The 14,549-nt window shown below is 47.7% G+C and carries 13 protein-coding genes; all 13 read right to left on the bottom strand.

The annotated features are described in order from the left end of the window. Positions 1–304: 304 nt before the first annotated feature. Positions 305–910 (bottom strand): pentapeptide repeat-containing protein, encoded by a 606-nt coding sequence (locus tag HNR77_RS04890; RefSeq protein WP_184181889.1) that lies wholly within the window; start codon positions 908–910, stop codon positions 305–307. A gap of 113 nt (positions 911–1,023) precedes the next feature. Further along, positions 1,024–1,659 carry a GNAT family N-acetyltransferase gene (locus HNR77_RS04885; protein WP_184181349.1) on the bottom strand — a complete coding sequence of 212 codons (636 nt, stop codon included), beginning with the start codon at positions 1,657–1,659 and terminating at the stop codon, positions 1,024–1,026. A 40-nt stretch (positions 1,660–1,699) separates the two neighbouring features. Beyond that, positions 1,700–2,059 carry an Asp23/Gls24 family envelope stress response protein gene (locus tag HNR77_RS04880; RefSeq protein WP_184181347.1) on the bottom strand — a complete coding sequence of 120 codons (360 nt, stop codon included), beginning with the start codon at positions 2,057–2,059 and terminating at the stop codon, positions 1,700–1,702. A 191-nt stretch (positions 2,060–2,250) separates the two neighbouring features. Then, positions 2,251–4,293 carry a S9 family peptidase gene (locus HNR77_RS04875; RefSeq protein ID WP_184181345.1) on the bottom strand — a complete coding sequence of 681 codons (2,043 nt, stop codon included), beginning with the start codon at positions 4,291–4,293 and terminating at the stop codon, positions 2,251–2,253. 20 nt (positions 4,294–4,313) lie between these two features. Continuing rightward, a complete protein-coding gene (locus HNR77_RS04870; RefSeq protein WP_184181343.1) occupies positions 4,314–5,264 on the bottom strand; it encodes an ABC transporter permease in 951 nt (316 codons plus the stop codon). Between the two features lie 15 nt (positions 5,265–5,279). Further along, the gene (locus HNR77_RS04865; RefSeq protein WP_184181342.1) at positions 5,280–6,197 is read right to left on the bottom strand and encodes an ABC transporter permease; all 918 of its coding nucleotides are present in this window, start codon (positions 6,195–6,197) and stop codon (positions 5,280–5,282) included. Positions 6,198–6,302: 105 nt separating this feature from the next. Next, positions 6,303–7,871 carry an ABC transporter substrate-binding protein gene (locus HNR77_RS04860; RefSeq protein ID WP_184181340.1) on the bottom strand — a complete coding sequence of 523 codons (1,569 nt, stop codon included), beginning with the start codon at positions 7,869–7,871 and terminating at the stop codon, positions 6,303–6,305. Next, entirely contained in the window at positions 7,871–9,079 is a 1,209-nt protein-coding gene (locus HNR77_RS04855; RefSeq protein ID WP_184181338.1) for a M20 metallopeptidase family protein, read from the bottom strand. Before HNR77_RS04855 ends, HNR77_RS04860 begins: the two co-directional genes overlap by 1 nt. Next, positions 9,079–9,828, bottom strand: a complete 750-nt coding sequence (locus HNR77_RS04850) for a FadR/GntR family transcriptional regulator (RefSeq protein WP_184181336.1) — start codon at positions 9,826–9,828, stop codon at positions 9,079–9,081. The genes HNR77_RS04855 and HNR77_RS04850 overlap by 1 nt, the downstream gene beginning before the upstream one ends. Before the next feature lie 274 nt (positions 9,829–10,102). Further along, on the bottom strand, positions 10,103–10,813 hold the full coding sequence (locus HNR77_RS04845; RefSeq protein WP_184181334.1) for a glycosyltransferase family 2 protein: 711 nt from the start codon (positions 10,811–10,813) through the stop codon (positions 10,103–10,105). 142 nt (positions 10,814–10,955) lie between these two features. Next, entirely contained in the window at positions 10,956–12,041 is a 1,086-nt protein-coding gene (locus HNR77_RS04840) for a Gfo/Idh/MocA family protein (protein WP_184181332.1), read from the bottom strand. A gap of 52 nt (positions 12,042–12,093) precedes the next feature. Next, a complete protein-coding gene (locus tag HNR77_RS04835) occupies positions 12,094–13,020 on the bottom strand; it encodes a helix-turn-helix transcriptional regulator (RefSeq protein WP_260410310.1) in 927 nt (308 codons plus the stop codon). 225 nt (positions 13,021–13,245) lie between these two features. Then, positions 13,246–14,259, bottom strand: a complete 1,014-nt coding sequence (locus HNR77_RS04830) for a Gfo/Idh/MocA family protein (protein ID WP_184181330.1) — start codon at positions 14,257–14,259, stop codon at positions 13,246–13,248. Positions 14,260–14,549 lie beyond the last annotated feature (290 nt).

The following is a 14,549-nucleotide window of genomic DNA, read 5'->3' as shown; positions in this document are numbered from 1 at the left end:
AAGCCTCATTTAGAAGTGTTTGTTGTGTCCGGATTCTGTTTGATTATGTTGTGAACCATGCCATGATTGGTGTTCAGTGACAGGTTCACAACAACATCCACAACCTCTAGTTCAGTCAACACTTTTCCCACCCTCTTTCTTCAAGCACATATGGAATATCAAAAACTTAACATGAATGACAATAACGGGTCAACATAGGCTAAACGGCTTCCTGCGTAGCTCATTGACGTCCTGTCAAATATTCATACTCATCTTAAAGCAAAATTTGAAAGCCTATGAGCAAGTCTCTTACAAGCAAAAGCAACTAATCTACTTTAGCTCCATAGGAGCGTGCAAGAAGAACCGCTTGTTCTCGATCCATGCGTACCCCTTTCCAATCCAGAGATTTCAGATCTATTCCATCCAGAATAGCACCTCTCAGATCAGCGCCCTGCAGCTTCACCTTGCTCATGGACACTCTCGTGAGATCACAATCACGCAGGTCTGCTTTGGTCAGATCACTCTCGCTCAGATCAGCTTCATAGAAACGAATGCCACGCAAATCCTGTTTTCCAAGCCGGGTATGTCTCAGATTCGTATAAGACCAGTCGCCTTTAACAAGCGTAATGCCGTCCATCTGGGCACCGGAGAAGTCCGATCCGGTCATTTTGCAAGCCGTAAATTTGGAAGCAAACAGGTTTGCACCGCCAAACATGCAATTCTCAAATGCAGACTCCGTATGCAATGATCCATTCATAGACGCACCCTTAAAATCACATTCGATAAAACGGCAATTGCTCGTTTCGATCTCTTCCATCGAAGCATTCATGAACGTACAGTGTTTGAACACACAATTCATCAGCTCGCCGTATCGCAGATCACGTCCTTCAAAGTGCACTGCTTCATACTCCTGATCCTTGTATTGATACATTTTCACACCCCGTTTGATATCGTGTTGAAGTTCCATGCAGCATGCTTTAAAGTCACATGCCTTTCATGGATCACTTCAACTACTATACCATATGGATGTCAAGTGCATTACGTTTACACAAGCACTTTTGACATTCGGTACATCGATACGGCTGGTTTGTTGATTTCTCCGACCTTTTGGTATCCAAGACGTTCATACAGCTTGATTGCACCAGCGTTCTCCTGTTTGACGGTTAATGAAGATTTCGCAAAACCTTGCAGCTTCGCCTGCTTCTCCGCATGCCGGATTAACTCCGTTCCTATCCCAAGTCCTCTGCTCTCTGGCAGGGTAGCAATTGTACTGATATGATACTCGTCATGTTCCCCTTCTTTCAATGTGACCATGGTATAGAACTCTTTGAAGTGACGCAGGTTGTAAGCAATCAGCTTCCATTTGTGCAGATCAAACAGCTGAGAGAACGTAGGCATCGCCAGCTTGTTCATTAGCGTTGTCGGATAACACATGATCATGCCCAGTGTTTTGCCATCCCGTACAGCCTCATATGCATGCTCGTGACTGAAGCGATTATTTCGAGCCTTCCACAGCTTCCGAAATGTTCTATTAATGACAGCAGGCTCTCTTGATCCGGCCAGGGAAAATTTCATATAATCAAGCGCCATTTCAGTTAATTTACCTCCAACTTCTGACTCTGGACTTGCTTTCAAAATGGCGGTTTGCGGGCTTGCTTTTACAATATTGGTTTGGCTCATAGCTCTCACTCCTGTAATCTTCTCTTGGTATGGGTGTCTGTTATTTAGCTGACGCCAAGTCAGGCGTCATGCCTTCCACGATGACGTTTACCGCCTGGATCGATAAGCCTGTAAAATGTTCAACCTGCTCGATAACCTTATGCTGCAATTCTCTGCAAACCTCATGTACCTTGCTGCCGTAACGCATAATCACTCTGACATTAATCTCTACACGGTCGTCTACTCTTCGAATGGCGATTCCATTCTGCAGGCTGCGGCCACTCCATATTTTGCTGACGCTCTCAACCAATCCGGCAGACATCGAAGAAATTTCACGGGTAGCACTGGTTATTTTACCGACCATTTTGGAGATGACGTCATCCGATATTTGAATATGACCTAATGTTTGTTGTATCAGCATATGAATCGCCTCCGATATTTTTGATAGATAATACTATCATTTAATTTAAATATATATCACAGGAGGATGAAATACAACTTTTTCTGTAAAAAGCAAAAAAACCGCTGTTATTGCGGTTTTTGGTTTTCAATCTATGTTAGAAAATATACAATCGGAGATTATCCCCACAAACTCAATCATGATCTGATGTGCTATAAATACGCATTAAACCAGGCCTTCACCTGTTCAAAGCTGTCTACACGCAGCGAGGGTTTGCCGCTTTTGAGCAAGGAGTGGTTGGAGCCTGGATAACGAATCAGTTTTGTTGTTTTGCCATAACGCTTCAGGGTTGTATACAGCTCTTCAGCCTGAGCAATCGGCGTTCGATAATCCTGCTCACCATGCATAATTAACAGCGGCGTTTCGATCTGATGTGCATGAGCCAGCGGGGAGCGAGACCACAGATAGGCTGCATGCTCTGCCGGATTGCCCCCGATTACGCCTTCGACATAGGAAATGCCGATATCACTTGTCCCGTACATAGACAGCCAGTTGGAGATACAGCGCTGTGTAACAGCGGCCTTGAAGCGATGGGAATGAGCGATAATCCAGTTCGTCATGACGCCTCCATAACTGCCACCTGCCACACCCAAACGTAATTCATCAAGCTCATTATATGATGCAAGCGCATAATCCACTGCCTCCATCAAGTCCCGATAATCTCCACCAGCAAAGTCTCCACGGCATGCCCGGGCAAAATCCTGCCCGTATCCTATGCTTCCACGCGGGTTAACCCATAAAACGGCATATCCTTCTGCAAGCAGAGTCTGCATCTCATGGCTGTACGTTCCGGTATACATCGCGTGCGGACCTCCATGAATCTGTAGAATCAAAGGAAGCTTGCTCACGGATCGTGAATCAGGTATAGCCAGCCACCCTTGAATCAGCCAACCATCCGAGGATGAGAACTCAATTCTTTGAGGTACGTTGACCTGCCGTTTCGCCATAAATTCATCATTTCGGCGGGTGAGTCTGAACATTTGTCCGTTTTCGGCCTCTACAATATATAACTCACTCGGATGTGAATCCGTCAATGCCGCGATCACCAGTTTTTTCTCATCAGCAGATACCGTATATTGATACACATCCTTCTCACCTGCCGGGGTGACTGCTTCGCAGCGTCCGTCTGTATGGACTCGATATACATCCACATTGCCGTGATGCGTGCCCAGAACATATACACCCTGCTGCGGAAAAGATTGACTGATTATCGGAGAAGGTGAAGCACTGGCCGATTTCATATCACTTAAAGCAGCATTGCCGATATGCATATCCAATTCAGGTGCCATTAGCCTGGGTCCCCCCCGTTGTACGGGAATGGTAAACAGTTGATTGTGACTTCCGCTTCCGTATTGACGGTCACTGGCAATGAGAATGAGCTGGCTGCCATCAGGTGTAAACGAAAACTGGCTGATCTGAAGACTGGAATCTGTGACCTGGTATGGCTCTGCCTCCTTCCCTTCATTCATGGAGACAATGTATACGTCCGAGTGGTACAGCAGATCCGGGTCCACATGCTCTTCTTGCGTTTGTTTGGAGATAAATGCAAGCTTGAGGCTATCGGGAGACCATATCGGCATACTGACGCTCCAGCAGCCAGAGGTGATCTGTGTGATTTGTCCACTAGCAATCTCGTAAACAAATAAATGAGTGTACTGACCATCCCACCAGCCCGCACCTTCAGCCTTTGGTGTTGTACGTTCATAGACCTTACCACGTAACACAGACGTGGGTGCAACAGATAATGCAGCATTGGAGCCGTTCGTCGACTCATCATCTTTGGATTGAGCTCTATGCCCAGCTGCATTTGATGGAATTTTACTGGTAAACGCAATATAACTCCCGTCGGGAGACCAGATATAACTTATGATTTTACGTTCAGGAGATATGAGCATTACCGCTTCCGCCTCTCCTGTTGGAAGGCTCCACAGCCCCTTACCCGCCTCAGTTGAACGCAGGAAAGTCAGCGTGCCTCCATCTGGTGACCAGGCAGGAGAGGTGTCTTTCGTACCATCGGTCAACGCTACATCTTCCGTTCCGTCCAGAGAAATTCCACGAATCTGGGTGTTATACTCATTCTTTACCTGATCAATTGTCTGTTCAACGTATGCAACCTGCCCGTTTACACTGATCACAGGCTGACTGATCCAGCGGTACTGATTCAGATCCTCCGGCATAATCCGGCTTTTTTTCATCACCCTATCTCCCTTCCGTTTTATTTATGAGCAGACTCTGTTCGAGGATCAAGCACATCCCGCAGCCAATCGCCAAGGAAAATAACGCCCAGCACGGTAAACGTAATCGCCAGTCCCGGAAAAGTAGCAACCCACCAGCTTGTGGCTACATACTGCCGCCCATCGCTTAACATGCCTCCCCAGGATACATCCGGCGGTTTGATTCCCAATCCGAGAAAGCTGAGCGAAGCTTCCATAATAATGGTTGTGCCCACATTCATACCACAGATGACGATAAAGGATGATAATACGTTAGGCAAAATATGCTTTAATATCAGCCGTCCATTCTTGGCACCAATCGATCTCGCAGCAAATACGAAATCTCGCTCTTTGATACTCAGCACCTCACTTCGGACTACACGGGTGAAGGGAACCCAGTTCGTCACACCGATCACCAGGATTAATGTTGTCATTCCGGGGCCTGCAATTGCCATCACAACAAGCATGAACAGAATCGTCGGGATCGCCATAAACGCATCACCTACACGCATAATTATGGCATCCAGCCATTTTCCATAAAATCCTGAAATCAAGCCCAGAATAGCTCCAAGTATGCCGGAGACAATCACTGCCCCCATCCCCACAATGAGCGAAACACGTGCACCATACACGATACGGCTCCACATGTCTCTTCCCAGATTGTCGGTTCCCAGCCAGTATTCGGCTGTCCCGCCTTCAAGCCATGCAGGTGGTTTGAGCCGGTTGAGCGGACTGACTGCTGCCGGATCATGACTTGTAAGCAGAGGTGCGGCAATAGCAATCACGACAACCACCAATACCAGCACCGCACCGAATAATCCGGTCTTGCTGATCAACAGCTGCTGCCAGATGGAACGAAAGCCGGCAAATACACGTTTATGATTATGATCATCGTTGCTATGGTTATTGCCCGGTTCTGTACCCTGAATGGACATTTCATTGCTGTCTCTCATGGATCGCACCTCCTTCTAGTCATATTTGATTCGTGGGTCCAGCAGTCTGTAAGACACATCCGTAACAATGTTGACAAGCACCACGATCAATGCAATCACAAACACAGCAGCCTGTACGATAGCCATATCATGTGTATTTACAGCGACTACGAGCAGCTGCCCCAGACCTGGCCAGGAGAATACCGTCTCGGTAATCAACGTACCTCCGATCAAGCTGGTAAATTGAAGGCTCATAATGGTCACGACCGGAATCAGACCGTTGCGAAAAGCATGTTTAACAATGACCGTCAAAGGGCCGAGCCCTTTGCTGCGTGCCGTGCGAACATAATCCTGGTTCAGAATTTCAAGCATGCTGGAGCGAATCAATCGAGTCATCTGAGCGGCTAAACCAACGCCCAGGGTAAATGCGGGCAGAATCAGATGTGACAAGCCCCCGCGCCCCGAAACGGGCAGCACGCCAAGCATGACAGAGAATAGCAGAATCAGCATAATACCCATCCAGAAGTTTGGCATCGCCTTGCCAATAACCGAAATGCCCGAAATGAGCAGATCGGTAAACGTATTTCGTTTCACCGCAGAGATGACCCCCAGCGGCACTGCCATCAATACGGCAAAAAGCATGGCTGCCGCAGCCAGCTCAAAGCTGGCAGGCAGTCGCTCCAGCACCAGCTCAAGTGCAGGCTGATTGTAACGGAAAGATTGGCCGAAATCGCCCTGGATTGCATTGCCCAGAAACTTCACATATTGTGTGTACAGAGGCTGATCCAGACCCAATGCCTGTGTTAATACAGCCCGATCTTCCGCTGTAGCTGTCTCAGGCAGCATCAGTGCAACAGGATCACCTGTGACTCGAACCAGCACAAATACGATCAATGACACAATAAAAAGCACCGGAATAATCTGTAACAGAGATTTGAATACGTATTTGCCCACTCCCGGCTCACCTCCCTTTTCAAAAAAAGAACGACAGGAACCAGTTCATCCAGTCCCTGCCGTTCACGGCATACTCATGCAATGACAGGTGGTATAAGCCTGATGTTACTTTGCGGCAGGTGTAATTTCGTCAGCGTAGAACATCTCATCACTGCGCGGTGCAAAGTTCACTTTGTCATTGGTTCCATAGACACCTTCCATCTGATACAAATACACAGCCGGACGCTCTTCAGCAAAAATCTGCTGTATCTGCTGGTACTGCTTCTCACGAGACTCAGGGTTCATGTTTACCAGAGCAGATTGCAGCAGCTTCTCCACCTCCGGATTGTTGTAATCCGATTCACCTTTGGCTTCTTCCACCATGTAACGGTTGTAGTTGTTCGAAGCATCGAACAAGGAGTTACCAATACCAATCATGAAAATTTCCTTGAATGATTTGGAGCTGTAGCGCTCGCTGAATGCACTCGGCTCAAGCACGTCCAGATTGATTTTGAATCCGGCCTGATCCAGCATCGCGGCTACGACTTCAGCTTGCTCTTTATACTGGGAGGAGACCGAAATCGTCATCTCTGCTTGCCCTTCAGCATATCCCGCTTCCTTCAGGAGCTGCTTCGCCTTGTCCAGATCATACAATGATGTTTTGTACAATGACGGATCGGCGCCGAAGTTGCCTGGTGTCACCGAAGTCCGGGTAACGATTCCTGCTCCGCCAGCAATGCTGTCCACAATGCCTTGTTTGTCAATCGCCAGGTCAATCGCTTCACGTACCTTAGAATCAGCTGTAATGCTGCCCTCGGTCTGGCGGAAGATCAGCTGAAGCACACGCTGAATCGGTGCTTTCACAATTTTTTTGTCGGCTTCGCCTTCGATCCGAGCAATGTCTGTGGACGGAATAGAAGCCGCAACATCAACACCGCCAGCAAGCAATTCGGATACACGAGTAGATGCTTCAGGGATGACACGGAAAACAACTTCATTCCACTTCGGCTCACCGCCGAAGTACTTGTCATTTTTCACAAGCTCTACACGGTCGTCTTTGGTCCACTTACTGAACTTGTAAGGACCTGTGCCTACCGGCTCTTTCAGGAACGCATCCATACCTTTGTCTGCAATATACTTTGCAGGCAGCATGCCGGCACCCATTTTGGACAAACGATTAAGAAGCAGCGGGTCTGGTCCTTCTGTAATGATGTCGACAGTATGCTCATCTACCGCTTTGACTTCAACGATGTTTTTGAAATAACTGTTTTGTTTCAACGTATTGTCTTTGGCTACACGCTCCAGCGTGTACTTCACATCCGCTGATGTGAATGGATCACCATTGTGGAAGGTTACGCCTTCACGCAGCTTGAATCTCCATGTCGTATCATTCACTTGCTCCCATGATGTGGCGAGTGCAGGTACTTTCTTCTGCTGGCTGTCGTTTTTGACCAGATAATCAAACACGTTCACAAGCACAGCTTCGCTGGCTGTATTGTTATTGTTGTGCGGATCAAAGCTTTCAATATCGGTTGCCGCTGCAATCGTTAATGTGCTGCTGACTGTCGCTTCACTGCCGCTTCCCTCTGATGCCGTATTGTTCTCTGTACCTTTGCCGCTTCCTCCGCAGGCACTAAGCACCATCACCATTGCCAGCAAGGTAATCCACAGACCTGACCATTGTCTTTTTTTCATTATGATTCTTCCCCCTTAGAAGTCGTATTTCTTGCCAGAAACTCAAGTGCTACAGCGGATAACAAGCCGACACCATAAGGCATGACCTTCTCATCAAGATCGAACATCGGATGGTGAAGCGGATATCGCGTGCGCTGCTCTTCGTTTCCCGAACCTAACCGAAAAAACACACCCGGCACGTGCTCACAATAAAAAGCAAAATCTTCACCGCCTGTAGACGGCTTGATATAACTCCAACCTTTCTGTGCATTCACCTCTTCACAGACATCCGTCAGCAGATCAACCATGCCCAGATCATTGACAACAACCGGATAACCGTCACCATAGACCACTTCACATCCTGCGCCAAACGAACTGCATACACCGTTTACCACTTGTTTGATCAGATCAGGCATCCGTTCACGCAATTCAGGTGATAAGGTACGTACAGTGCCCACCATCTCCACTTCCGGTGCGATCGCCGTTCCCATATAACCTCCGGTAATTTTACCTATGGTCACCACAACAGGTTCCAGCGGATCAACCATACGGCTGGCTACATTTTGCAGTGCGGTAATGACTTGTGCCGATACGGCGATAGCATCGATGCCTTCATGAGGACGGGCCGCATGTCCCCCCTGACCATGAATTTTGATCACCAGCCGATCAGCTGATGCAAAGGCAACACCCTGACTCACACCTACGGTTCCTGTATCCTGGCCAGGGGTCATATGCAGGCCCGCAATGGCATCCACCTTGGGATTCTCCAGCACTCCGTCCTGAATCATCGCTCTTGCACCAGCGAGACCTTCTTCGGCAGGCTGAAAAATAAATTTGATATTGCCCGATTTAGGTCTGCCAAGACTCGTAAGCAGTTCAGCTGCCCCCATCAAAATGGATGTATGCGCATCATGACCACAAAGATGAGCCTTGCCCTGTACTGTCGAGCGGTATTCTACATGCTTCTGATCCTCGATCGGCAAAGCGTCCATATCAGCCCGCAGTGCAAAGGTAGGTCCATCCGTCTCTCCGCGAAGCAGACCTGTCACACCTGTCTGTCCCACATGACGTGTTACCTCCAGTCCAAGCTGCTCCAGATGTTCCGCTACAATTGCAGAAGTACGATGCTCCTCATAACCTATCTCCGGGTGGCGATGCAAGTCTCTGCGCCAGGCACTTAACTTGGCTTGCAATGGCTGCGCAAGTTCTATCAATTCGGATTGTTTCATTAAACGTCATTCCTTTCCTTTTCCTCTGAGTCAGACAACAACCGGGCATAGATTGCATCCGCCGAGAACTCGATATGCCTTTTCATCGTTTCCCGAGACCGTATGCTGTCCCGAGACTTCAGCGCTTCAAGAATCTCCATATGTACCTCGTAGTTCACTGAACGAATTTGCTCATTATAAGGCATCAGATCCAGTGCCGGGTTAATCTTGGTTCGAATCTGCCTTACAGCTCTCTCGCAATAAGGATTGCCTGAAGCTTTAGCTATGGTCAGATGGAATTTGACATCCAGTGCCCTGAACCACTCACGCGTACAGTCAGGCTCAATACTTTGTTTCATATAGTCATACAACAGCTCAAGCTCGCCTGCGGTGATCCGCTCAGCAGCCAGGAAAGCCGCTTCTGGCTCAATGATCGTCCGATATTCAAAAACCTTGAGCATCTGTGCCCAATCGCGCTTGATCTCTTCTCTTGTACGTTTATGGGAGTTGGCCGTCAGTGGCAGGACAAATGTTCCACCTTTGGCCCCGACTCTCTTCTCGATTAATCCCTTATCCTCAAGCGCAGAGAGTGCTTCGCGTACGGTAATACGGCTTACATCAAACATCTCGGCCAAGTCCCGCTCGGCCGGGAGCTGCTCTTCACTCATCAGCTCTTTCAAAATAATAGCTTCCTCAAGCTGTTCACGAATAAATTCACTAACCTTTTTCGTTGATACTTTTTCGAATCGAAAGGAGAATGGATTAGACATCTGAACACTCCCATCTGTTTATGGTCTAGACCTTATACCATTAATATAATTCCGACTAAACTGATATGCAATACTTTTTTTTCTAAAAAGCTACATTTATTTCGTTTCCTGCTTCAGAGCCAGTCCCTTCATGTCGAGATACACCTGATAAACAAAGAAAAAAAGACGCTCTGCCGGCAGGCAAAACCTCTTTATCATTAAAGTGTGAACTTTTGGTTAATCACTGACGGAATGACTTAACGTACCTGCTCCTCAGAAAATCTATATCTATATGCTATGGTTGCTTATTGGCAAAAGGTTTGAAATTCCTGGTCACAGCCAGCCGCTTGCTGCCTTCAAGATAGAACTGATCCTCCGCCCTCCAGGTATGACTTGCCTTGTTCTGCCTGCGAAGATACACATAGTTGTAAGGCGAGGTCGCATAAGCCTTGTATCCTCTCTTCCTGCATTGCCTGAGAAACGTAACATCCTCTCCAACCGAACGGTCGGTGAAGCGAACTCTCTTTAATACCTTTTTGCGGAATAACAAGGTGCCTCCTTGTACGAATTCCACAGGTTTATTTTTCTCGCCAGGAGATCTTACCAGCAATGTTCGCGAAGCCTCCAGATAAACCAAACAAGAGTGCTTGCCCACAATATCACTTCCGGTTCGCCGGAGCGCATGCACCTGTTCTTCAAGATAGTAAGGAGAGTAATAGTCATCATCATCCATTTTGGCAATCAGTGAAAAGCGGGCTCTGGTTATTCCGGCATTCAAACATTGCCCCAGTGAAATCCTCTCCGGTACCCGGTATACGTGAACATGCGTATATTTCCGCATCTTTTTCTGAACCAAACGCATGTCCATGCTGTCCAGGTTCAAAATAATAATCAGTTCTTTGCCCTTATAACGCTGACGACTATAATTTTGCAGGATGTTATCGAGAAATTGCGGCCGATTGGTACAAACAACAATGGACACCGGATGAGAAAGTTGGCTGCTCAACGTATGCCCTCTTTCAGCTTGTTTTCTCTCATCCTATGTGCATGAATCCTGCCTGGTATAGACTGCTCTCTCTACTTTTTAACAAATGCATAAAAAAACCTCTTCCCTTGTGAAAGGGACAGAGGTTTGGGAGTTAAACGTATCAGTTATCAAAATAAACGGCTTTGCCTGTACGTGCAGACTCGTAGATGGCCTCCAGAATCTGGGAAACCACCAGTGCCTGTTTGGGGGTAACCACCGGCTCGATATCCTTGTCGATTGCTTCGATCCATCTTCTCATCTCGATGTCTGGTGCATTTTCTGAAGCTCCTTCGTAGAAATCTACCCCGCCGGAGCTCAGCTCAATCTCATTCGTGTACAGACGGCTGAACTTCTCGCCATTAATACGAAGCCCATTTTTCATATCCGCACCCGCTTCTGTACCGCTCAGGCTGCATTTGGCCTCATCCACATCCAGAGAGTTCAAGGCCCAGCTGGATTCCAGCATGATGGTTGCCCCGTTTTCCATCACAATCATACCAAAAGCCGAATCCTCAACCGAGAACTTCTGAGGATCCCACGGTCCCCACGCGTTGGCTGCATTTTCTCTCTGGGAAAGCTCGTGATGTGTCGTGCCGAGCACCACTTTTGGCTGATAATTATTCATCATCCATAAGGTCAAATCCAGTGCATGTGTTCCGATGTCAATCAACGGCCCGCCGCCCTGCTTCTCTTCATCGAGGAATACACCCCAAGTCGGCACGGCTCTTCTGCGAATGGCATGGGCTTTGGCAAAATAAATCGAACCAAGCTCCCCTGCGTCACACAGCTGCTTCAGATACAGACTGTCCTGACGGAAACGGTTATTGTATCCGATGGTCAACTTTTTCCCCGTGCGTTCTGCGGCTTCCAGCATAAGCTGAGCTTCTGCTGCCGTCTTAGCCATCGGTTTTTCACACATAACATGTTTGCCTGCCTCAAGCGCCGCGATCGAAATCTCCGCATGGGAAATGTTCGGTGTCAGCACATGCACAATGTCCAGCGAAGCATCCTTCAGCAGCTCCTGATAATCCGTGTATATGTCTGCACCTTCGGAACCGTACTGCTTCCTTGCCTCCACTGCACGCTCCTCGACAATGTCACAGAAGGCAGCCAGTTCAACGTTATCCAGCTTGCTCAGACTCGGCAAATGCTTGCCATTCGCAATTCCGCCACAGCCGATAATTCCAATGCGATATACTTTACTCATCCTAGTCACCCTCACTTTGGTATTGTTGTTTTATTTAATGGAAAATGGTTGTTTAGTTTATGAACATGGATTGTTTCATTTTGCGAAAAGCCGACGGGGTCATCCCGAGCCGCTTGCGAAACACGGCATGCAGATAATTGGCGTTGTTAAAGCCGGAGGCCAGTGCAATCTGCTCAATGGAAGCATTGCTCTCCTGCAAGTTATTGCACACTGCCCGCAAACGAATGTCCTCCAACACACGGCTGAATGGCATATTCGGCTGCACCTGATAGAAAATGCGCTGCAGCTGACGGCTGCTGATATGCAGCTTCTCGGCGACATGCTCCAGCGTCACAGCCGAAGCATGATTGGCTTCCATATACTGCACGGCAAAATCATACCGGTATGCCGTCATGTCCCGCACAGGTGCTTCAGCCCGGATTCCACCGGTATCATATGCGCGAACAGTTTTGAGTAGAATACTGACCACCAGCTGCTTGATCGAGGTATAATATCCGACCATTTTATGATCACATGCTTCATAGGCTTCAAGAAAACAGGACATCGCACGATGATAGTCCTGAACAGGAATATGCGGAAGCGTTCTCAGCTTTTCAATGGTCTCCTCCGATTCGGCTGCTTCCCAAGGATCGACATGCTCTCGCGGCTTGTGCACAATGTCCACGTGAAGACACAGCTCATCCATGTCCTCTTCCGCATCTGCCTCCTGATAATGAACAACGCCAGGCCCGGTCAGGTATAACATGCCTTCAGACAACGCATGAGTCTGATCATCAATAATCACCTTGCCTTTACCTCTGGGGATCAGATGGAATTCATATTCTGCATGGTTATGAAAATCCACGATACGCCCCGCTGGAAACGTTGTCAGATGGAAACGCAGCACACGGATTTCGTAATGTCCCCATACCACGGTAATATCAAGCCGCTCCAGCAGATCCTGCCGGTCAAGCATTTTCCCATACGGATACAGACTCAAGCTGCCTTCCTCCTTAACATTACTTAACGCCGAGCCTTTTTTATCTATATATGTTGAAGTGAAAATTTTACACAATCCACTCCGATGACAGAACAACCTTCCAATCGCTGTTATCCCCAGATTTTTTGGATTCCCTTTTTTCAAAGGGAAAATCCGGTGATAAAGGCGACCGCTCCGCTTTTCCAGGTTTTTTCTGCCCTCTTCGTTAACGTGTAAATAAATAGTTCAACTTATATTGCTGTCCAGCTCCACGAGAGCAATACGCCGGCCTTCCTTCGCTGAACGATTCGCCGCTTGCATCAGACGGGTTAATTCCATCGCCATATCGATGTTATCAATGGCTTCTGTATTCTGCTGGATGTGAGATACCCATTGATTGAATGCGCTTTCCATACTTTCAGCAACAGGAAGCTCTGTCCATTCGTTATACTGCTTCTCCCCTTCTTTCGTGCGAATTAGCAATTTATTCTCAGGTGTGCCGTACAGCAATGTCCCCTGTGTACCATGCACCTCAATAACAAACGGCGAATGACTGTTTACAAACCCGGCCTCCACTACACCAATCGCTCCTGATGCCGTTGAAAGCGTTGCTACCGCGTTGTCCTCGACTTCTTTGCCTGTAATATATCCAAAGCTGGCGTTTACCTCTGTAATGTCCTCATTCAGAAACAATCGGGTCAAGTACATCGGATGACAGCCCAGATCAATCAATGCTCCACCCTGACAATCCTGCAAACTGTAGAAATGCTGCGGCAGCCAGTCTGTAATTGCGCCATCGTGAGACAACCGTACTCTGACATACGTAATTTGTCCGAGCAGCCCGCGTTCAAGCACCTCCTGAATCGTAGCTGTATAGCCAGCATAGAGGCGTGGTAAAGATATGGTCATTTTCACCCGGTTAGCCTGAACCTCTTTCAGAATCATATTGGCTTCTGCTTCTGTAGCCGCAATGACTTTTTCCGTAAAAATATGTTTGCCTGCCTTGGCGGCAGCTGTAATAACCTCTTCATGCAGTCGTGTTGGTGCGTCTACGATCACTGCATCAATGTCGTCCTGAGCCAGCATATCGGCAAGTGACGCATAAAAGGGAACGTTCAGGCGGTCAGCCGCTTCCTGCCCACGCTTTGCATCTTCATCCCAAACGGCAGCCATAACCGTATCCTGATGCTCCTGTGCTTGTTTGATGTAATCCCATGCATGAACATGCCACAAGCTGATTTTACCTATACGAATGGTCACGAATGTCTTCCCTCCATAATATATAATATTCTGACATTTATCTATAAGTTATCATATGATGCATCTATTTTTAATCGAAACTCACGACAATAAATATATAATATCGCGACATTCGTTTGCTTAAATAAAACTAAAGGCGGTTACTCGAAATCCCATTCCCTTAATATATATAAGCAATTGCCGGATACCCTGATAAATCGAGTAGGAGGCTACCCATTAGTTGAGTAGCCGACCTCTCACACCACCGTACGTACCGTTCGGTATACGGCGGTTCAACCGCTTGCGTGCAA

The organism is Paenibacillus sp. JGP012, from assembly GCF_014203995.1.
Taxonomy (GTDB): domain Bacteria; phylum Bacillota; class Bacilli; order Paenibacillales; family Paenibacillaceae; genus Paenibacillus; species Paenibacillus silvae.
This window is presented reverse-complemented; position numbering and strand designations above follow the sequence as displayed.

Bases quoted from the DNA above. Each gene is read 5' to 3' on its own strand.
- HNR77_RS04875 (WP_184181345.1), bottom strand. From the start codon at position 4,293: ATGAAAAAAAGCCGGATTATGCCGGAGGATCTGAATCAGTACCGCTGG.
- HNR77_RS04855 (WP_184181338.1), bottom strand. From the start codon at position 9,079: ATGAAACAATCCGAATTGATAGAACTTGCGCAGCCATTGCAAGCCAAG.
- HNR77_RS04890 (WP_184181889.1), bottom strand. From the start codon at position 910: ATGTATCAATACAAGGATCAGGAGTATGAAGCAGTGCACTTTGAAGGA.
- HNR77_RS04885 (WP_184181349.1), bottom strand. From the start codon at position 1,659: ATGAGCCAAACCAATATTGTAAAAGCAAGCCCGCAAACCGCCATTTTG.
- HNR77_RS04880 (WP_184181347.1), bottom strand. From the start codon at position 2,059: ATGCTGATACAACAAACATTAGGTCATATTCAAATATCGGATGACGTC.
- HNR77_RS04860 (WP_184181340.1), bottom strand. From the start codon at position 7,871: ATGAAAAAAAGACAATGGTCAGGTCTGTGGATTACCTTGCTGGCAATG.
- HNR77_RS04850 (WP_184181336.1), bottom strand. From the start codon at position 9,828: ATGTCTAATCCATTCTCCTTTCGATTCGAAAAAGTATCAACGAAAAAG.
- HNR77_RS04870 (WP_184181343.1), bottom strand. From the start codon at position 5,264: ATGAGAGACAGCAATGAAATGTCCATTCAGGGTACAGAACCGGGCAAT.
- HNR77_RS04840 (WP_184181332.1), bottom strand. From the start codon at position 12,041: ATGAGTAAAGTATATCGCATTGGAATTATCGGCTGTGGCGGAATTGCG.